We start from the raw sequence: 18,892 nt of genomic DNA on the forward strand, positions 1-18,892 counted from the left end.
CGCACGAGCAGGAGACGACATGGCCATCGAGCTGAACCAGATCTGGGACTTCCCGATCAAGGAGTTCCACCCCTTCCCCCGCGCGCTGATGGGCGTCGGCGCGCACGACATCATCGGCGTGGAGGCCAAGAACCTCGGCTTCAAGCGCGCCCTGCTGGTGACCACCGGCCTGCGCGGCTCGGGCATCATCGAGGAGCTCATCGGCAAGATCGAGTACCAGGGCGTCGAGGTGGTCCTGTTCGACAAGGTGGAGTCGAACCCCAAGGACTACAACGTCATGGAAGCCGCGGCGATGTACGAGAAGGAGAAGTGCGACAGCATCATCTCCGTGGGCGGCGGCTCCAGCCACGACGCCGCCAAGGGCGCGCGCGTGGTCATCGCGCACGACGGCCGCAACATCAACGAGTTCGAGGGCTTCGCGAAGTCCAGCAACAAGAAGAACCCGCCCCACATCGCCGTCTCCACCACCGCCGGCACCGGCTCGGAGACCTCCTGGGCGTACGTGATCACCGATACGTCCGACATGGACAAGCCGCACAAGTGGGTGGCCTTCGACGAGGCCTCCATCGTGACGCTCGCGATCGACGATCCGCTGCTGTACTACTCGTGCCCGCAGCACTTCACCGCGTACTGCGGCTTCGACGTGCTCGCCCACGGCAGCGAGCCCTACGTCTCGCGGCTGGACTTCGCGCCGTCGCTGGGCAACGCCCTCTATTCGATCGAGCTGGTCGCGAAGAACCTGCGCGAGGCCACCTTCGAGCCGCGCAACCTCAAGGCGCGCGAGGGCATGATGAACGCGCAGTACATCTCGGCGCAGGCCTTCAACTCCGGCGGCCTCGGCATCGTGCACTCCATCTCGCACGCCGTCTCCGCGTTCTTCGACAGCCATCACGGCCTCAACAACGCGATCGCGCTGCCCCGCGTGTGGGAGTACAACCTGCCCTCGCGGTACGAGCGGTACGCCGAGATCGCGGTCGCGATGGGCGTGGACACCCGCAACATGACCACGGTGCAGGCGGCGGACGCCGCCGTGGAGGCGGCCATCCGACTCGCGAAGGACGTGGGCATCCCGGACAACTTCGGGCAGATCCGCACCGACTCGTACGACAAGAACCAGATGAACTCCGGCAAGTACGCGGGGCGCGGCGAGGTGATCAAGGGCGACGAGAAGTCGGTGCTGGCCATCTCGGAGCACATCCAGGACGACTGGTGCACGCCGGGCAACCCGCGCGAGGTCACGGTGGCGTCGATGATCCCCGTCGTCGACCACTGCATCAACGGCACGTACTGACACCACGAGGATTCGGAAGGGAGACAGCCATGACCACGGTGGCCACGATCGAGACGCCCACGGCGGAGCCGGGATTCGCCGACGGCCCGGCGCTGCGGGAGGCGCTGCGCGGCGCGGACTACATCGCGGACCCCGACCTGGCCACCGTGGTCCACCTGTCGACGGTGCTCGGCCGGCCCCTGCTGCTGGAGGGTCCGGCCGGTGTCGGCAAGACCGAGCTGGCGAAGGCGCTGGCGGAGGTCGCGGGCCGCCGGCTGATCCGGCTGCAGTGTCACGAGGGGCTCGACGACAGCCGCGCCCTGTACGAGTGGGACTACGCGCGGCAGTTGCTGCACGTGCAGATGCTGCGCGACCGGATCGGTACCGAGCTGGCGGGGTTCGGAACCCTGGAGGAGGCATCGGCGCACCTGGCCGCCAAGGACTTCGGGCTCTACTCGGAGACCTTCCTCGCGGCGCGGCCGCTGCTCGCCGCGATCCTGTCCGAGGAGCCGGTGGTGCTGCTGGTCGACGAGGTGGACCGTACCGAGGAATCGATGGAGGCGCTGCTGCTCGAGGTGCTGGCGGAGAACCAGGTGACCGTGCCCGAGATCGGCACCTTCACCGCACGCACCGTACCGTGGGTCGTGTTGACCTCCAACGACACCCGCGAACTCAGTGCCGCCCTCAAGCGTCGCTGCCTGCACTACCACCTCGGCTACCCCACGGCGGACCGCGAGCGCGACATCGTCGCCGCCCGCGCCCCCGACGTGGAGCCGGCGGCGATCGGGGAGGNCNCCGAGCTCGCGGGCCGGCTCCGGGACCTGCCGCTGCGCAAGAGCCCGTCGATCTCGGAGGTGATCGACGCGGCCCGGATCGCGGCGGTGCTGGCCGGCACCGGCACGGCGCCCGCGGAGCGGCCCGACCTCCTCTACGCCGCGCTGCTGAAGTACTCGACCGACGTGGACCTGGTGCGGAACCGGGAGCACGGGGCACCGTCGGGCGCGGCGGAGACGGTCGGCCGGCCGGACCGGACGACGGTGGCGGCCAACCCCGCCAACACCACGACGGCCGTCTTCCGCGGGCACGGGGGCCGGGGTCGTGGCGGCAACTGAGACCGCGGGCCTGCTCGACGTCGTCGCCGCGGCGTTCGGGGCGCGGCTGCGCGCGCACGGCGTGGGCGCCTCGCCCGCGGAGGTGATCGAGGTGCGCCGCGTCCTGGCGCTGTACGGTGCCCGCGACCGGGCGCGTCTCGGGGCCGGTCTCCGCGCGACGTGCGTCAAGTACGCGCACGAGGACGCCGGCTTCGACGCGGCCTTCGCCGAGCTCTTCGCGGCGGTCGAGACGGCCGTCGGCGCCCCGGACGACGCGCCGGCGCACGCGGCCCTCACCGGCGGCCTGCCCGAGGACCTGGTGCTCGATCCCGACGGGGAGATCGGCCGTTACGCCGACTACAACGAGCGGGCGGCGGAGGTCGGCGACCTCGTCGTCGACACCCCGGACGCGGAGGAGGGCTTCAACCCGCACAAGGACGACGACGACTTCTCCGTGACCTCGGCGGCGAGTGGGGAGCTCGCCGTCTCCGCGGAGGACGGCGGCCGCCGCGGCGTGAGTTACACCCTCGACGTGGCCCGGGCCGGGACCGCCGAGGTGGGAGCCCTGTCCGACGGTGCCGCGATGGCGGCGGCCGGCACGCTGCGCTGGGACGATCCGGCGGCGATCCTGGCCTGGCTGGACCGGTACGACCCCGGCCGGGTGTACGCCGACGCCGGCCCGGAACAGGAGCTGACGCAGGCCACCGCGGACCGGCTGGCGGCCGCGCTGAGCGCCTTCGTCGAGGCGCTGGCCGGCGCGGGCCAGGTGCCGCCCGGTCCGCCCGGCGAGGTCGAATCGCGGCCGCACGCCGAGCTCGAGCTGGCGGTGCACGAAGTGCTGCGCCGCATGCGCGGGGCGCCCCGCGAGCGGGTGCGCTACCACGGCCACGGCCGCCTCGACCTGCGCACGACCGCCCGCACCGCGCAGCGCACCGACGGCGTCCCGTTCCGGCTCGCCACCCGCGTCCCGCGTCCCGACCGGCTGCGCCTGCTGATCCTCGCGGACGTCTCGCTCTCGGTGCGGCCGGTCACCGGCTTCGTGCTGCGCCTCGCGCAGTCGATCCGGCGACGCACCGCCCGGTGCGAGGTCTACGGTTTCGTCGACCGCCCCGTGGACGTGACCGATGCCCTGCTGCCCGGCGCGGGCGACGCGGCGCTCGCGCGCGTACTGGCCGATCCGGAGATCGACCTCGAGGCCTCCAGCGACTACGGGCGGGTGTTCGCGGAGCTGCTCGCGGCGCCCGCCGGCCTCACCCGCCGTACCTCCCTGCTCATCGTCGGCGACGGGCGCTCGGGCGGCCTGCCCGACGGGGTCGAACACCTCGCGGAGCTGCGGCGGCGGGTGCACCGGCTGGCGTGGATCACGCCCGAACCGGAGCGGTACTGGGCGCAGGCCACGTGCGCGATGCCGGCGTACCGCGAGCACTGCGACACGGTGGTCACCGCGCGCGACGCGGACCAGTTGATCGAGCGGGCCGCGGAGCTCGGGAACGCACTGCGCTGAGCGCGCACCTACCCGATCGGGCAGGTACCCGCCCGTGCGAACGGCCCGGCGTGGAGCCGCACCGCTTCTGTAACATGGATCACATCGATCCGTTGAGGAGAAGCCCGTGACCCACCTCGATGATCGCGCCGCGAACGACCTCGATCACCGCACGGCGATGGTGCCGCTGGTGTCCCGCGAGGTGCCGCGCACCGTCAAGTTCCACGCCCCCGAGATCGTCTTCGGCGTCGACTCGCTCGGCGAGGCGGCCCACGCGGCGGCCCGCCTGGGCGCGGTCCGGCCGCTGCTGGTCACCGATCCGGGGCTGATCGAGGCCGGCTGGGTCGACGAGTTGCTCGGGCACCTGCGCGGCGCGGGCCTGCGCCCCGAGGTCGTCAGCGCGGTCACGCCCAATCCCAAGGACCACGAGGTCGCGGCGGCCTACGAGCGGTACGCCGAGGCCGGGTGCGACGTGGTGCTGGGCATCGGCGGCGGCTCGGTGATGGACGCGGCCAAGGGCGTGGCGATCCTCGCGACGAACGGTGGTCGGATCCTCGACTACGTGGGCGTGGACCGGGTGACCCGCCCCATCCCGCCGACGGTCATGGTCCCCACGACCGCGGGCACGGGCGCCGACGTCTCCCAGTTCTGCATCGTCACCGATACTGAGCGGGCCACCAAGGTCACCATCCTGGGCCGCGCACTGGTCCCGGACGTCACGGTGATCGACCCGCGGCTGCTGACCACGATGCCGGAGTGGCTCGGCGCCGCGAGCGGCCTCGACGCGCTGACGCACGGCGTCGAGGCGTACGTCTCGCTGGCGCACAACCCTCTCACCGACCACCACGCGCTGCGGGCCGTCGGCCTGGTCTCCGAGTCGCTCACCGCCAGCATGGCGGACCCGCGGAGCATCTCCGCGCGCCTGGTGATGGCGCAGGCCAGCCTCGAGGCGGGGATGGCCTTCACCAACGCGATCCTCGGGGCCGCACATGCGATGAGCCATCAGGTGGGCGGGCTGCTGGACAAGCCGCACGGCGTGATCAACGGCATCCTGCTGCCGCACGTGGTGCGGTTCAACGCGGCCGCCGATCCGGCGCCGTACACGGCGATCGCCGCCGGGATGGGGCTCGACGAGCAGCACGCGCCGCCCGCGGAGGCGGCCGCCGCGGTCGCCGACCGGGTGGAGGAGCTGGCGCGGGAGGTCGGCGTGCCGCGCGGCCTGTCCGAGCTCGGCGTCCCCGAGGAGGTCCTCCCCCGGCTGGCCGCGCAGAGCCTCGAGGACTCGTGCATGACCACGAATCCGCGGGCGGCCACGGTCGCGGAGATCACCGACCTGTTCCGGGCGGCGATGTGACCGCCGAATCGGACCTGGCCGCGCTCACCGGTCTGCGGTCGGGCAAGAGCAGCTACTACCCGCAGTACCGCGGCGCGGTCGAGCGCGCCGAGCGCGTCCTGCACGCGCTGGATCTGATCGCCGGCGCCCTGGTGCGGACCGTCGAGGGGCCGGAGACCCTGGTGTGCTCGGTCGCGGAGGTGGCCCGCGAGCACCTGCGTGCCGATTGGGTCGTCTTCGCGCTCACGGACGGCCGGCTCACGGCGGCGGGGATGCGGCGCCTCGTGCTCGGCCCGGACGGCATCCCGTACCTCGTAGACCGCGTGACCGGGCCGCCCCTCCCCTACGAGGTGCTCGACTGCCTCGAACGGATCCGGGACCCCGCGACGGTCTCGGACCGGACGACGCTCGACGGCCGGCACGCGTTCGTGCCGCTCGTGCTCGACGGTGCCGTGGTCGGCGCGATCGCCGCGTGGATGCCCGCGGGCCGGGAGCTGGACGGCACCGACGCCGCGGTGCTCAGCATCCTGGCCAGCCAGACCGCGGTCGCGCTGCACAACGCGGCACTGTACGAGGGCATCGCCACGCTGCTGACCCGCTCGGAGCAAGCGCACGCGCAGGCCCGCCGGACCGCCGCCGACCTCGCGGTGCGCAACGCCGAGCTCGTCAGCACGCAGCGCGAGCTCGGCGTGGCCCAGCGGCAGCGCGTACTCGACGACGAGCGCCACCGCATCGCCCGCGAGCTGCACGACAGCGTGACGCAGGCGGTTCTGTCCGCGGGCATGCAGATCGAGGTGTGCCGCAGCGACATTCCCGCCGCCGAGCGGGCCGAGCGCCTCGACCTGGCGAAGGAGATGACGCGGCGCGGCGTGGAGCAGCTGCGTGCGGCGATCTACACGCTGGGGAACAGCCACGATCACGAGGACGCGGCGCTCCCGGAGATGCTGCGCCGACTCGGCGTGGTGCACGAGCCCGACGAACTCACGGTCGCGGTCCGGGTGCGCGGCGAGGCCCGCGAGCTGCCCGCTGCCGTCGAGCACGCGCTGCTGCGGATCGCGGGCGAAGCGCTGTTCAACGTCGCGGTGCACGCGGGCGCGAGCCGCGCCGTGCTCGCGCTGCGCTACGGACCGGATGCGGTCGAGCTCGCCGTCGACGACGACGGGGCGGGCGATCCGGCCGCGCTCCGCGCCGCGCTGGCGACCAGCCGGGAGCGGGATCTCGACGGCCACGGACGCGGACTGGCGAACATGGCGGCTCGGGCCGCCGAATGCGGTGGCCGGCTGGCGATCCGGCGATCACGGATCGGCGGGGTCCGGGTACAGGTGGCACTACCGGTGGAGGAGGACTCGTGACGGACATGCGGGAACGGCCCGTGGAGCGGTCGCGGCTGGTGCTGGTCGACGATCACGCCATCCTGCGGCAGGGGCTGCGGTCCGTGCTGGAGCGCGAGCCCGACCTGGAGGTCGTCGGCGAGGCCGTCTCCCGCGCCGAGGCCCGCGCAGTGGCCGAGCACGCGCGGCCCGACGTGATGGTGATCGACCTGAAGCTCTCGGGCGGTTCGGAGCTGGAGGGCCTGAGCCTGTGCCGGGACCTCACCGCCGCGCACCCGGAGATCGGCCTGCTCGTGCTCACGACCTTCCTCGACGAGCGGCTCGTGGTGGAGGCCGTCCAGGCCGGCGCCCGCGGCTACGTGGTCAAGGACGTGGACACCACGGAGTTGGTCAGCGCCATCCGATCGGTGACGCGGGGGCAGAGCGCCTTCGACTCGCGCACCGCGGTCGCCGTGGTGAAGACGCTCGCGGGCGGCGCGCCCGACGACACCCTCACCGCCCGCGAGCTGGAGGTGCTGCGCCTGTTGGCGAAGGGCCACTCCAACACGCGGATCGGCGAGCAGCTGTTCATCTCGCCGACCACTGTGAAGTTCCACGTGAGCAACCTGCTGCGCAAGCTGGGCGTGAGCCGCCGCACCGAAGCGGCGTACGAGGCCAGCAAGCGCGGGCTCATCTGACGGGGATCAGCGGTCGAGCACGAGCCACCCGCCGTGGTGCTCGCCCACTGTCCAGGCGAGGCCGGTCGCGGCGCCGAGCTCGCGCAGCGTCGCGGCGGTGAAGGTCCGCACGTGCCCGTACCGCGCGTCGGGCTCGTCCTCGTAGGGCACCGCGACGATCACCCGGCGGCGGGCGAGCCGCACGGCCTCCGCGAGGATCGCGCGCCCCGCCGCGGGCGGGACGTGTTCGAGCAGGTGCAGGGCGGTGACGGTGTCGCAGTACCGGTCGGGCAGGCCGGTCGCGGCCGCATCGGCGGCGACGGTGCGCAGCGGCGCCCCCAGGTCGGGCGCGACCCGCGCGAGCAGATCCATGGTGCCCGGGCACAGGTCCGACGCGGTGACGCGCCACCCGCGACGGGCGACGCGCAGCGGGAAGAAGCCGAAGCAGGACCCGAGGTCGAGCACCGATTCGCCCAGCAACAGCTCCTCCGCGCGGGCGTGGACGGGCGCGAAAGCGGTACTGCCGGATTCGAGATCGTCGAGCGAGTTGCGGTAGTACGTCAGCCAGGCGTCGTGCGGCGCGTCGACGGTGCTGCGGACGGCTCCGACCACGATCCGCTCGAACTCGTCGACGGTGCGCGGTGCCGCGATCGCAGCGAGCCGCGCCGCGAGGGAATCGCGCAGGTGCTCGGGGCGGAAGCGGTGCTGCACGTGCACCCGGCGGCCCGCTCGTTCGACGGTGACGAGGGCCCCGTCGGGCCGGTCCGACCGGGAGACGGTCACCGTTCCGTCCGACCAGGTTCCGGGCCGCTGCGGGGCCAGCGCATCGATCATCCTCCGAGCGTAGGAACGCCCGTGGAGCCGCACACCGGGCCGACGAACGGGCCGCGGCCTACCCGATGGGAGGGGTGGCGCCGGGCGTCACGGCCAGGTGATCACGCCGCGCTGGAAGGTCTGGGAGAAGCTGCTGCCGGTGCGGATCTCGGGTCCGGTCGGGTAACCGTACTTGCCGGACTCGCGCTTGTCGGCGCTCCACTTCACGAGGATCTCGCCCCACACCGGCCACGCGCCGGACGCGGGCGACCAGTAGATCACGCCGCCCTGGAAGGCGTTCATCGCGCCCGTGACGGCGTTGAACGGGCCGCGGGACTGCAGCTCGTCGGTGATCGGGTAGCCGAGCGGGCCGTTCTCCCAGCGGTTCTCGCCCCATTTGGCGCGGATGGCGCCGCCGATCTGGTGGGCGTTGCCGCCGTCGGCACCGGGATGCCAGTAGAACGACGCCTGGTTCTTGAAGGTCTGGAACTTGCCACCGCGCCCGGCGTTGGTCTCGGGGATCAGCGGCACGCCCCAGGTGGGCGCCCCGCCGGTCGCGAAGTAGGAGACCTCGATCTGCCCCTTGACGAGGAATCGACCGACCTGCTGGTCGGCCTTGGCGATGGCGGTCACGCCGCCGCTGATGCCCACGGCGACGGCCGCCGCGGCGACCGCGCCCCGGAACCAGGCGCGACGGTGGCTGTTCGACGAGACGTGCGTGGTCATTCCTGCTCCTTAGGTCCGTACCTCCTGAACATCATGAATCACACAAGTCACACAAACAACAACAATCACTGGTGTGTCGCCGTGTGCGCGCTGAACTTCCGACGCGTCGACGGCTCTGACCCCGACCGATGCAGAACCGCGGCGAACGGACGCGATGGACTTGTCGGAGGGCTGCGCCATGATGGAGGAATGCCGGACGCCCTCCGGGCGTTCACGCCCGCCACCGCCGAATGGTTCACCGAGTCGTTCGCCGCGCCCACCGCGGCGCAGGCCGGCGCCTGGCGGTCCATCGCCCAGGGGAAGAACACACTGGTCGTGGCCCCCACCGGCTCGGGTAAGACGCTCTCGGCGTTCCTGTGGGCCCTCGATCGACTCATGGACCGCCCGGCCCCGCAGGAGTCCGACGCCGCGCGCGGCACCTCCGTCCTCTACATCTCTCCGCTCAAGGCCCTCGCGGTCGACGTGGAGCGCAACCTGCGTGCGCCGCTCGCCGGGATCGCCCGGGTCCGGGAGCGCCGGGGTGAGCCCGCCCCCGCGGTCACGGTGGGCGTGCGGTCCGGCGACACCCCGGCCCAGCAACGGCGGCAGCTCGTCCGGACGCCGCCGGACATCCTCATCACCACGCCCGAGTCGCTCTTCCTCATGCTCACGTCCCAGGCCCGCGAGAGCCTGACCCGGGTGGGCACGGTCATCGTCGACGAGGTGCACGCCGTCGCCGGCACCAAGCGCGGTACGCACCTGGCGCTCTCGCTCGAGCGGCTCGACGAGGTGCTGGACGAGCCGGCCCAGCGGATCGGCCTCTCCGCCACCGTCGAGCCCGCGCAGGAGGTCGCCGCCTTCCTCGGCGGGCCCCGTCCCGCGACGGTGGTGCGCCCGCCCTCGCAGAAGGAGTTCGAGCTCACCGTCACCGTGCCCGTCCCGGACATGACCGAACTCGACGTGGTCTCGGACGACCCGGACGAGCCGGTGCAGCAGGGTTCGCTGTGGCCGCACGTGGAGTCGTCCATCGTCGAGCTCATCGAGCGGCACCGCTCCACCATCGTCTTCGCCAACTCACGCCGCCTCGCGGAGCGCCTCACGGCCCGGATCAACGAACTCGCCGCGGGTGTGCACGCCGGCCCGCCGAACCCCGCCGTCGCCGGCGGCTCCCCCGCGCAGCTGCTCGCGAGCGGGCAGACGCACGGCGCCGAGCCCGTGCTCGCGCGGGCGCACCACGGCTCGGTGAGCAAGGAGCAGCGCGCGATCATCGAGGACGACCTGAAGTCGGGCCGGCTCCGCTGCGTGGTCGCCACGTCCAGCCTGGAGCTCGGGATCGACATGGGGGCCGTCGATCTGGTGATCCAGGTGGAGGCGCCGCCGTCGGTGGCCGCCGGACTGCAGCGCGTCGGCCGCGCCGGGCACCAGGTGGGCGAGCCGAGCCGCGGCGTCTTCTTCCCCAAGCACCGCACCGACCTCCTGCACAGCACCGTCACCGTGCAGCGCATGCGCGAGGGCGCGATCGAGAAGCTCGTCGTGCCCCGCAACCCGCTCGACGTGCTGGCCCAGCAGACCATCGCCGCCGCCGCGATGGATCAGCTCGACGTGCACGACTGGCTGACTCTGGTGCGGCGGGCGCACTCCTATGCCGCACTGCCGGATTCGGCGTACGAGGCGGTGCTCGATCTGATCTCGGGGCGCTACCCCGCGGAGGATTTCGGCGAGCTGCGTCCCCGCGTGGTCTGGGACCGAGACGCCGGCACGCTCACCGGACGACCGGGTGCCGGGCGGCTCGCGGTCACCTCCGGCGGCGCCATCCCCGACCGCGGCCTGTTCGGCGTCTTCATGGTGGGCGAGAAGGCCTCGCGCGTGGGCGAACTGGACGAGGAGATGGTCTACGAGTCCCGCGTGGGCGACGTCTTCGCGCTCGGCGCCACCAGCTGGAAGATCGAGGAGATCACGCACGACCGGGTGCTGGTCTCGCCCGCGTTCGGCCAACCCGGTCGCCTGCCCTTCTGGATCGGTGACACCGTCGGCCGTCCCGCCGAGCTGGGCCGCGCCATCGGGCGCTTCACCCGCGAGTTCACCGCTCTCGGTGCGCCCGACCAACGGGCGCGGGCGCAGGAGGTGGGGCTCGGCGAGTGGGCCACCGACAACCTCATCGCCCTCCTCGACGAACAACAACGGGCCACCGGCGTGCTCCCCACCGACCGCACCCTCGTCGTCGAGCGGTTCCGCGACGAGCTCGGCGACTGGCGCGTCGCGCTGCATTCGCCGCTCGGCATGAAGGTGCACGCGCCGTGGGCCCTCGCGATCGGCGCCCGCCTCACGGCCTCCCTCGGACTGTCCGGCGCCGTCACCGCGACGGACGACGGGATCCTCGTCCGCCTGCCCGACACCGACGACGCCCCGCCCGGCGCCGAGCTCTTCCGGTTCGAGCCGGACGAGATCGATGCGCTGGTCACCGAGGCCGTCGGGTCCAGCGCCCTGTTCGCCTCCCGGTTCCGGGAGTGCGCCGCGCGCGCCCTGCTCCTGCCCCGTCGCGATCCCGGTAAGCGCGCGCCCCTGTGGCAGCAGCGTCAGCGCGCGAGCCAGCTCCTGGAGGTGGCGCGCGGATACCCGCAGTTCCCCATCGTGCTCGAGGCCGTCCGCGAATGCCTGCAGGACGTCTACGACGTGCCGGAGCTGATCGCCGTGCACCGCGCCCTCGATTCCCGCTCGGTCCGGCTGGCCGAGGTCGAGACCGTCGCGCCGTCGCCGTTCGCGGCATCGCTCCTGTTCAGTTATGTCGGCGCGTTCATGTACGAGGGCGACGCGCCCCTCGCCGAGCGGCGCGCGGCGGTCCTCAGCCTGGACCCCGCGGTGCTCTCCCAATTGCTCGGCCGGGTCGAGCTCACCGAGCTGCTCGACGCCGAGATCCTCACGGAGATCGCCGCCCAGCTCCAGCGCACCGCGCCGGGGTACCGCGCGCGCACCGTCGAGCAGGTGTCGGACCTCATCCGCGAACTCGGCCCCCTCACCCGCGCCGAGATCGAGGAGCGCTCCGAGGGCGCGCCCGCCGCGGTCGACGAGCTGCTCGCCGCGGGCCGCGTCTTCGCCTACGGCGACGGGTGGATCGCCGCGGTCGAGGACGCGGCGCGGCTGCGCGACGGCCTGGGCGTCCCACTGCAACCGGGCATCGCGTCGGCGTTCACGTCGGCCGTCGCGGATCCGGTGGGCGATCTGGTCGCGCGGTACGCCCGCCGGCACGGCCCGTTCACCGCCGCCGAGGTCGCCGCACGCCACGGCCTGGGCGTCGCGGTGGTGCAGCGCCCGCTCACCGAGCTGGTCGCGGCGCGGCGCGTCATCGAGGGCCGGTTCGTCCCGGACGGCGAGGACGCGGGCGTCGACGGCGTCCCGCAGTTCTGCGACGCGGACGTGCTGCGCCGCATCCGCCAGCGCAGCCTCGCGCGGCTGCGGCAGGACGTCGAGCCGGTGCCCGAGCGGGCCTACGCCGAGTTCCTCGCCGGGTGGCACCACCTGAAGCACCCGCTGCGCGGGATCGACGGCGTCGCCACCGTGATCGACCAGCTGGCCGGGGTCCCCATCCCCGCGTCCGCCTGGGAGTCGGTGGTACTGCCGCATCGGGTCGTCGACTACTCGCCCGCCATGCTCGACGAGCTCACCGGCACCGGCGAAGTGGTGTGGACCGGGCACGGGGCGATCGGCGCGCAGGACGGCTGGATCGCCCTCCACCCGACGGACCTCGCGCCACTCACCCTGCCGCCGCCGGGGCCGCTCGACACCGTCGCCGCGCACGAGGCGATCGAGGACGCGGTCCGCGGCGGTGGCGCCTACTTCTACCGCCAGCTCACCGGCGCCACCCCGGAGGCGCTGTGGGACCTGGTGTGGGCCGGCCGGCTCACGGGCGACACCTTCGCGCCGGTCCGGGCGAGGCTCGCGGGCGGCCGTCGGGCGACGGCCCATCGCACTCCCCGCCGCGCTCCCCGGGCGCGTTTCCGCGTCGCGGCGGATCAGGCTCCGCCCATGGTCGCCGGGCGGTGGTCGCTGCCGCCCGCGCCGGCGGAGTCGAGCGCCACCGAGCAGTCCGCCGCCCTCGCCGAGCAGCTGTTGGAGCGGTACGGCGTGGTGACCCGCGGCGCGGTGACGGCCGAGCACGTCGAGGGCGGGTTCGCCCGGATCTACCGCACGCTGGCCGCTTTCGAGGAGTCCGGGAAGGCACGGCGCGGCTACTTCATCGAGCGCCTGGGGGCGGCCCAGTTCGCGCGGGGCGGCACCGTCGACGCGCTGCGCGACGCGGCGTCCGCGCTCGAGCGGGCCCAGCAGCGCGGCGAGACCTCCGCGCTGGTCCTGGCCGCCACCGATCCGGCCAATCCGTACGGTGCCGCGCTCCCCTGGCCCGATCGCGGCGACGAGGGTGCGCGCCCCGGGCGCAAGGCGGGCGCCCTCGTCGTGCTGGTCGACGGCGCGCTGGCCCTCTTCGTCGAGCGCGGGGGCCGCACCCTGCTCACCTTCACCGACGCGCCGGAGGCGGCGCTCACCGCGCTCGCCGAGACGGCGCCGCGGCTCGGGGGCCTGACCATCGAGAAGGTCGACGGTGCCCCGGCCCTCACCGCGCCGCTGGCAGGCGCCCTGACGGCGGCCGGCTTCGCGCGCACACCGAAGGGCCTGCGCGTACGCTGAGCCCTTCCCCCGCACCGGGATCCGACCGCACCGGGATCAGTGCAGGAGCCGTCCGATGCGCGCCGCGGCGGCGGCCACCTGCTGCCCGAGCTCCTCGAAGCGCTCCTCGACGAGCCGGCTACTCGGCCCGGACACCGAGAGTGCACCCACCGGGGTCCCGGCGTGGTCGAGGATCGGCGCGCCGATCGAGCTGATCCCGACGGACAGCCCGCCGACGTTCGTCGAGTAGCCCCGCGCCGCCACCTCCGCGACGACCTCGCGCAGTCGGTCGGGGTCGGTGATCGAATCCGGCGTCGGCGCCTCCAGCCGGCCGGCCAGGTACTCCTCGACGAACTCCGCCGCGCACGCCGACAGATAGGCGAGTCCGGTCGCACTGGCGTGCAAGGAGATCCGCTCTCCCAGCGGCAGGAAGGCGCGCAGGGGATGCGAGGTGTCGAGGCGCTCGATGAGCACCAGCGCATCGCCGTCCGGGGCGCAGAGATGGACGGTCTCCGTCGTGGAGAGCTGCAGTTCGTTCATCGTGGCGATCGCCGCATCGCGCAGCCCGCCCCCCACGCCGGCCCGGCCGCACACCGCGATCGCCCGATAGGTCATCCGCCAGCGCGGCGGGCTGCTCGGGGTGGGCGCCAGCCAGCCCACCTCCTGCAGCGTCAGCAGGCACCGCTGGGTCGTGCTCTTGGGGAGCTCCACCGCGCGGGCGAGTTCGGACAACCCCACCGGCTGCATCCGCGCCACCGCTTCGAGCACCTTGAACGCCGAAACCACACTGTTCGTGGCCATTCCCTTGCCCTCCTCCTGCGCCGTGATCTACATTACATCCCGCTGGTCCATTCTATAGTCCATTGTGCCACACAGTGGACCGATGAGAAAAGAGGTCCCCCGTGTCAGCACAACTGATAGCGCTGGGAGTGTTCGTCGCGATCTTCGCGCTGTCCGCCGCCCGGAACGTGAACATCGGGATCGTGATGTTCCCGGCGGCGTGCGGTGTCGGACTCTGGGTCGCGGACATGGCGCTCAAGGACGTCGTCGCGGAATTCCCGTTGTCCATCCTGGTGCTGCTCGTCGGGGTGACCTACTTCTTCGGCGTCGCGCACGCGAACGGCACCGTCGACTGGCTCATCGAATCCGCGCTCACCCGCGTCGGCGGGCGGGACCGCCTGTTCCCCATCGTCTTCTTCGTGCTCACCGCCGCGCTCTCGGCGATGGGCGCCCCGCTCGGCGGCCTGGTGATGGCGCCGATGGGCATGAGCATCGCCCACCGCCGCGGCATCGACCCGATGCTCATGGCGCTCGCCATGGGCGCCGGGCTCAGCGCGGGGGCGTTCGCACCCACCAGCCTGTTCGGCATCATCACCTGGGGCACCGCCGACGCCGCGGGGATCCAGCTGAGCCCGCTCCTGCTCTTCGGCGTCGCCGTCGCCGTGAACCTGGTGCTCGTCGTCGTCGCCTACGCGCTGTTCGGGCGCGCCCGCGCGGATCGCCGCGTCCCCGCGTTCGCGAAGGCCATGACGGCCCGCGGCGCGGCGCTCTCCGAATCGGGCCAGTCGACGCTCGTGGTCGACGAGGGCGACCCGTCCGCCGCACCGGCCCGGCCCGGCCGCCCCACCCCGATCCAGATACTCACCGTGATCGCGATGGCGGCCCTCGTGGGCACGGTGATCGCGCTGTCCGTCAGCGGTCTGGAGCCCGACATCGGAGTCCTCGGCTTCGCCCTCGGCGCCGTCCTCGCCCTCGTCGACCCGGTCGCGGGCAAGCAGGCCATGACCCGGATCGACTGGGGCTCCGTCCTCCTCGTCGGCGGCATCATCACGTTCGTCGGCGTGCTCACCGAGCTCGGCGTCGTGGACATGCTCGGCCGGCAGGCCGTCCACCTCGGCTCCCCGCTAGTCGCCGCCCTCCTGCTGTGCGCCGCCGCCGGGCTGATCTCGGCGTTCGCATCCACCACCGGAATGCTCGCCGCGCTCGTGCCGCTCGCCCTCCCCCTCATCGCCGACGGGGGCATCCCGGGCTGGGCACTGATCTGCGCGATCGGCGTGTGCTCGTCGATCGTCGACGTCTCACCCTTCTCGACCGTCGGCGCCACCTACGTCGCCACCACCGTCGACGAGGCCGAACGCCCGCGCATGACCCGGATGCTCACACGCTGGGGCCTCTCCATGGTCGTCGCCGGCCCCGTCGTCCTCACTCTCGTCCTCATCGTCCCGGGAATGGTGTTCTCATGACCGCTCTGCTCGCCGCACTCCGCGACCTCGCCCGCGCCGATGATCCGCGCGCGGTGACCATCGACGGCCACAGCGTCTCGCGCGCCGAACTGCGCTCCGCCGCGCTGACCTTCGCCACGTCCCTGCGCACCGCTGGACCCGTCGCGGTCTGTGCGACGCCGACGCTCGAGACCGTCGTGGCCGTCACCGGATGCCTGCTCGCCGGCATCACGGCCGTGCCGGTGCCGCCCGACGCCGGCCCGGCCGAGATCGCCCACATCCTCAACGATTCGGCGGCGACCGCCTGGGCCGGCGAGCCGCGCGACCACGTCGACCTCCCGGTCCACCGGGCCTCCCCGGGCACGGGATCACCTGCCGCACAGTCGGCGGGGCCGGACGCCGACGACGGCGCCGTCGCGATGATCCTGTACACCTCGGGCACCACGGGGGCCCCGAAGGGCGTGCTGCTCAGCCGCGCGGCGATCGCCGCGGGCCTCGACGCGCTCGCGGAGGCGTGGGACTGGACCGACCGCGACACCGTCGCACACGGCCTTCCCCTGTTCCACACGCACGGCCTGATCCTCGGCGTCCTCGGCTCGCTGCACATCGGCTCCCGCGTCGTGCACACCGGGAAGGCCACACCCGAGCGGTACGCCGCGACGCCCGCCACGATGTACTTCGGCGTGCCCACCGTATGGAGCCGGATCGTCGCCGACGAGGACTCCGCGCGCGTACTCGCCGACGCGCGCCTGCTCGTCTCCGGCAGCGCGCCGCTGCCCCTGCCCGTCTTCGAGCGGCTGCGCGCGCTCACCGGTCAGGCCCCGATCGAGCGCTACGGGATGACCGAGACCATGATCACGCTCAGCACCCGGGCCGACGGCGAGCGCCGGCCCGGATGGGTCGGCACCGCGGTCGACGGTGTCCGCACTCGGCTGCGCGCGGAGGACGGCGCCGACGTGCCCGCCGACGGCGAGAGCGTCGGACGGCTCGAGGTCCGCGGCCCCATGCTGTTCGCGGGCTACCTCGGCCGGCCGGACGCGACCGCCGCATCGTGGACGGAGGACGGCTGGTTCATCACCGGCGACGTCGCCGTCAAGGACGCGGCCGGGTTCCACCGCATCGTCGGGCGGGAGTCCGTCGACCTCATCAAGTCCGGCGGCTACCGGATCGGCGCGGGCGAGATCGAGACGTCGCTGCTCGCGCGGCCGGAGGTCCGGGAGGTCGCCGTCGTCGGCGTACCGGACGCCGACCTCGGCCAGCGGATCGTCGCCTACGTCGTCGCCGCGCCGGGGAGCAACGCCGACGCCGAGGGGCTCATCGCGCACGTCGCCGGAGAACTGTCCTGGCACAAGCGGCCGCGCGCCGTCCGGTTCGTCGACGCCCTCCCTCGCAATGCCATGGGCAAGGTGCAGAAGGCCGCCCTGATCCGGGGCGACGGCGGCGCACCGACCGGTGACGCCGCGCGGCACACCCAGGCCGTGGACGCCCTCCCCGTCGACCTGCCGCCCGACGCCGNTCACCGCGCCGCGGAGGCCGCGTTCGCAGACGCGGGCTGGACGCGGTGCGGCGCCGGGGACTGGGCGATCGCGCTCGCCTCGCCCGACGGTGCCCTCGTCGTGCGGATCAGTCCGTTCGACCCCGTCGGGCCCTACACCGCGGCGCTGTACCGCGAGGCGGCGGGCACGGGACACGTCCCCGTACTGCACGCGCACCGCCGGCTCGTGGGCGGCGGCGATCTGCAGGTGCTGGAGCGCCTCACCGACGCCCCGCGGGACGCGGCGCAGGCCTTCCACCGGGCGGTCCTGGCCGGCGCGGAGGCCGTCGCGGAGCTGGCGGCCGTCGTGGGCCGGATCCACGCGGATGCGCTCCGGGACCTGCCGTGGTGCGGCCCGCTGGACACCGACCCGTCGAACGTCATGCTCCGTGCGGACGGCGGCCCCGTCCTCATCGACCCGTTCTACGCGAACGGCCCGGACCTGTACGCGACGGCGGGCCGCGATCCCGACCTGTTCGTGACGCGGATCCCGGAGGACCAGCGGCGCTTCCTGACCGAGATCCCGTTGGCCGCCTCCGGGCCCTGGCCGGAGGCCGAGCGCGCGGCGATGCGCGCCGCCCTCGCAGCGGCGGATGCGCGATCGGAGAAGATGGACCGATGAGCACCCCGCAGCAGCCCGTCGATCGCTACGCGAAGTTCCTCGGGATCGAGGTGACCGGGCACGGCGGCGGCCGCGCGGTCTCGACCGCGACGGTCACCGAGGATCATCTCAATCCGCACGACACCACCCACGGCGCCTTCGTCTTCGCCATGGCGGGCACGGCGGTCGCCGCCGCGGCGAACGACGACGAGCACACCGGGGTCGCCAGCGCGATCCACATCGACTTCCTGCGCCCGACCCGGCTCGGCGACGTCCTGCGCGCGGAGGCGAGCATCGGCGAGCGGCTCCCCAAGGAGGACATCTTCGTCATCCGGGTCACCGACCCCGACGATCAGGTGATCGCCCGCGCCACGGCCCGGTTCACGCGCCGCGTCCGCGCGCGCTAGCGACCTCGCCGTTCCGCCACCCCGACCGCCCGGAAAGTGGAGGATGGGGAGGTATGACGAACAACGTGTACCGAGTCATCGAAGTCGTCGGCACCTCCACCGAGGGGTACGACGCGGCCATTGCGAACGCGGTCTCCCGCGCCTCGCAGACGATGCGGAACCTGGAGTGGTTCGAGGTGGTGTCCACCCGGGGCCACATCGAGGACGGCGCCGTCGCGCACACCCAGGTGACGCTGAAGATCGGCTTCCGGATGGACGGCGCCGACTGAGCGGAGCCCCGGGTCAGCCGGCGAGCTTCTCCGCCTGCCGGACGAGCCCGTCGACGTGGCCGTCGAAGCCGCGGCGCAGGTGCGCGCCGAGGATCGCGCCGACGAGCGGCGAGAGCGGACCGTCGAGCCGGAAGTGCGAGGTGTAGCGCGACCGGCCGCCCCCGAGATCGACGATGTCCTGCTCACGGATACTGCGCAGCAGGCCCGCGGGCGCGGGCTTCATCGAGTACGCGAAGCCGCGCCCCTCGTCGACGGAGACGATGTACTCCTTCTGCGTCATCACCTTCGGCGGGCGCAGTGCCACCCGCATGGTGATGGCGCCGCCGGGCCGCAGGTCGCAGGTCGCCTCGACGGCGAAGGGGTTCCACTGCGGGTAGGCATCGAAGTCGGTGAGCGCCTGCCAGACGAGGGCGGGAGGGGCCGCGATCTCGCGGCTGTGGTCGACGGTGAAGGCCATGCCCCCAATCTAGAACATGTTCCACCGATTGCGAGCCGGGTCACACAGTAATGAGGTGGCG

General features: G+C 73.1%; 14 protein-coding genes and 2 pseudogenes. 12 read left to right on the forward strand and 4 right to left on the reverse strand.

Going from position 1 to position 18,892, the window contains the following annotated elements:
• Nucleotides 1–19 precede the first annotated feature (19 nt).
• From mdo to ACNAYW_RS12560, 7 genes and pseudogenes are all read left to right on the forward strand, one after another.
• Nucleotides 20–1,291 carry an NDMA-dependent methanol dehydrogenase gene (gene mdo / locus ACNAYW_RS12530; protein WP_415850032.1) on the forward strand — a complete coding sequence of 424 codons (1,272 nt, stop codon included), beginning with the start codon at nucleotides 20–22 and terminating at the stop codon, nucleotides 1,289–1,291.
• 29 nt (nucleotides 1,292–1,320) lie between these two features.
• A partial coding sequence (locus tag ACNAYW_RS12535; RefSeq protein WP_415850033.1) for an AAA family ATPase occupies nucleotides 1,321–2,064 on the forward strand: 744 nt, incomplete at its 3' end.
• 1 nt (nucleotide 2,065) lies between these two features.
• Nucleotides 2,066–2,382 (forward strand): annotated as a pseudogene (locus ACNAYW_RS12540) (MoxR family ATPase); the annotation flags it as partial.
• On the forward strand, nucleotides 2,369–3,865 hold the full coding sequence (gene madC, locus ACNAYW_RS12545) for a MadC family VWA domain-containing protein (protein WP_415850034.1): 1,497 nt from the start codon (nucleotides 2,369–2,371) through the stop codon (nucleotides 3,863–3,865). The pseudogene ACNAYW_RS12540 and the gene madC, both read left to right, overlap by 14 nt.
• A 157-nt stretch (nucleotides 3,866–4,022) precedes the next feature.
• A complete protein-coding gene (locus tag ACNAYW_RS12550; protein ID WP_415850120.1) occupies nucleotides 4,023–5,198 on the forward strand; it encodes an iron-containing alcohol dehydrogenase in 1,176 nt (391 codons plus the stop codon).
• Nucleotides 5,195–6,529: a MadS family sensor histidine kinase gene (locus tag ACNAYW_RS12555; RefSeq protein ID WP_415850035.1), complete on the forward strand. Its 1,335-nt coding sequence runs from the start codon at nucleotides 5,195–5,197 to the stop codon at nucleotides 6,527–6,529. The genes ACNAYW_RS12550 and ACNAYW_RS12555 overlap by 4 nt, the downstream gene beginning before the upstream one ends.
• 5 nt (nucleotides 6,530–6,534) lie before the next feature.
• Nucleotides 6,535–7,185 carry a MadR family response regulator transcription factor gene (locus ACNAYW_RS12560; RefSeq protein WP_415850121.1) on the forward strand — a complete coding sequence of 217 codons (651 nt, stop codon included), beginning with the start codon at nucleotides 6,535–6,537 and terminating at the stop codon, nucleotides 7,183–7,185.
• A gap of 6 nt (nucleotides 7,186–7,191) precedes the next feature.
• Here the strand turns inward: ACNAYW_RS12560 and mftM are convergent, their stop codons facing one another.
• Nucleotides 7,192–7,998: a mycofactocin oligosaccharide methyltransferase MftM gene (gene mftM, locus ACNAYW_RS12565; protein WP_415850036.1), complete on the reverse strand. Its 807-nt coding sequence runs from the start codon at nucleotides 7,996–7,998 to the stop codon at nucleotides 7,192–7,194.
• 87 nt (nucleotides 7,999–8,085) lie between these two features.
• Nucleotides 8,086–8,703 carry an LGFP repeat-containing protein gene (locus ACNAYW_RS12570; protein WP_415850037.1) on the reverse strand — a complete coding sequence of 206 codons (618 nt, stop codon included), beginning with the start codon at nucleotides 8,701–8,703 and terminating at the stop codon, nucleotides 8,086–8,088.
• 189 nt (nucleotides 8,704–8,892) lie between these two features.
• Here ACNAYW_RS12570 and ACNAYW_RS12575 point away from each other — a divergent pair, with 189 nt between their 5' ends.
• The gene (locus tag ACNAYW_RS12575) at nucleotides 8,893–13,362 is read left to right on the forward strand and encodes an ATP-dependent helicase (protein WP_415850038.1); all 4,470 of its coding nucleotides are present in this window, start codon (nucleotides 8,893–8,895) and stop codon (nucleotides 13,360–13,362) included.
• Between the two features lie 36 nt (nucleotides 13,363–13,398).
• Here ACNAYW_RS12575 and ACNAYW_RS12580 read toward each other — a convergent pair whose 3' ends face one another.
• Nucleotides 13,399–14,142 carry an IclR family transcriptional regulator gene (locus ACNAYW_RS12580; RefSeq protein WP_415850039.1) on the reverse strand — a complete coding sequence of 248 codons (744 nt, stop codon included), beginning with the start codon at nucleotides 14,140–14,142 and terminating at the stop codon, nucleotides 13,399–13,401.
• Between the two features lie 101 nt (nucleotides 14,143–14,243).
• On the opposite strand from ACNAYW_RS12580, the gene ACNAYW_RS12585 reads away from it, so the two are divergent.
• The 4 genes and pseudogenes from ACNAYW_RS12585 (at nucleotide 14,244) to ACNAYW_RS12600 (ending at nucleotide 18,374) form a co-directional block, all read left to right on the forward strand.
• Nucleotides 14,244–15,584 carry an SLC13 family permease gene (locus ACNAYW_RS12585; protein ID WP_415850040.1) on the forward strand — a complete coding sequence of 447 codons (1,341 nt, stop codon included), beginning with the start codon at nucleotides 14,244–14,246 and terminating at the stop codon, nucleotides 15,582–15,584.
• Nucleotides 15,581–16,990, forward strand: a pseudogene (locus tag ACNAYW_RS12590) (acyl-CoA synthetase); the annotation flags it as partial. The gene ACNAYW_RS12585 and the pseudogene ACNAYW_RS12590, both read left to right, overlap by 4 nt.
• Nucleotides 16,991–17,715: 725 nt before the next feature.
• Nucleotides 17,716–18,105, forward strand: coding sequence for a hotdog fold thioesterase (locus ACNAYW_RS12595; protein WP_415850041.1), 390 nt, complete (start codon nucleotides 17,716–17,718; stop codon nucleotides 18,103–18,105).
• A gap of 53 nt (nucleotides 18,106–18,158) precedes the next feature.
• A complete protein-coding gene (locus ACNAYW_RS12600; protein ID WP_415850042.1) occupies nucleotides 18,159–18,374 on the forward strand; it encodes a dodecin in 216 nt (71 codons plus the stop codon).
• Between the two features lie 13 nt (nucleotides 18,375–18,387).
• Here ACNAYW_RS12600 and ACNAYW_RS12605 read toward each other — a convergent pair whose 3' ends face one another.
• Nucleotides 18,388–18,831: an SRPBCC domain-containing protein gene (locus tag ACNAYW_RS12605; RefSeq protein ID WP_415850043.1), complete on the reverse strand. Its 444-nt coding sequence runs from the start codon at nucleotides 18,829–18,831 to the stop codon at nucleotides 18,388–18,390.
• Nucleotides 18,832–18,892 lie beyond the last annotated feature (61 nt).

Source organism: Tsukamurella ocularis (genome assembly GCF_965138335.1).
In the GTDB taxonomy this organism is placed as follows: Bacteria; Actinomycetota; Actinomycetes; order Mycobacteriales; family Mycobacteriaceae; genus Tsukamurella; species Tsukamurella ocularis_A.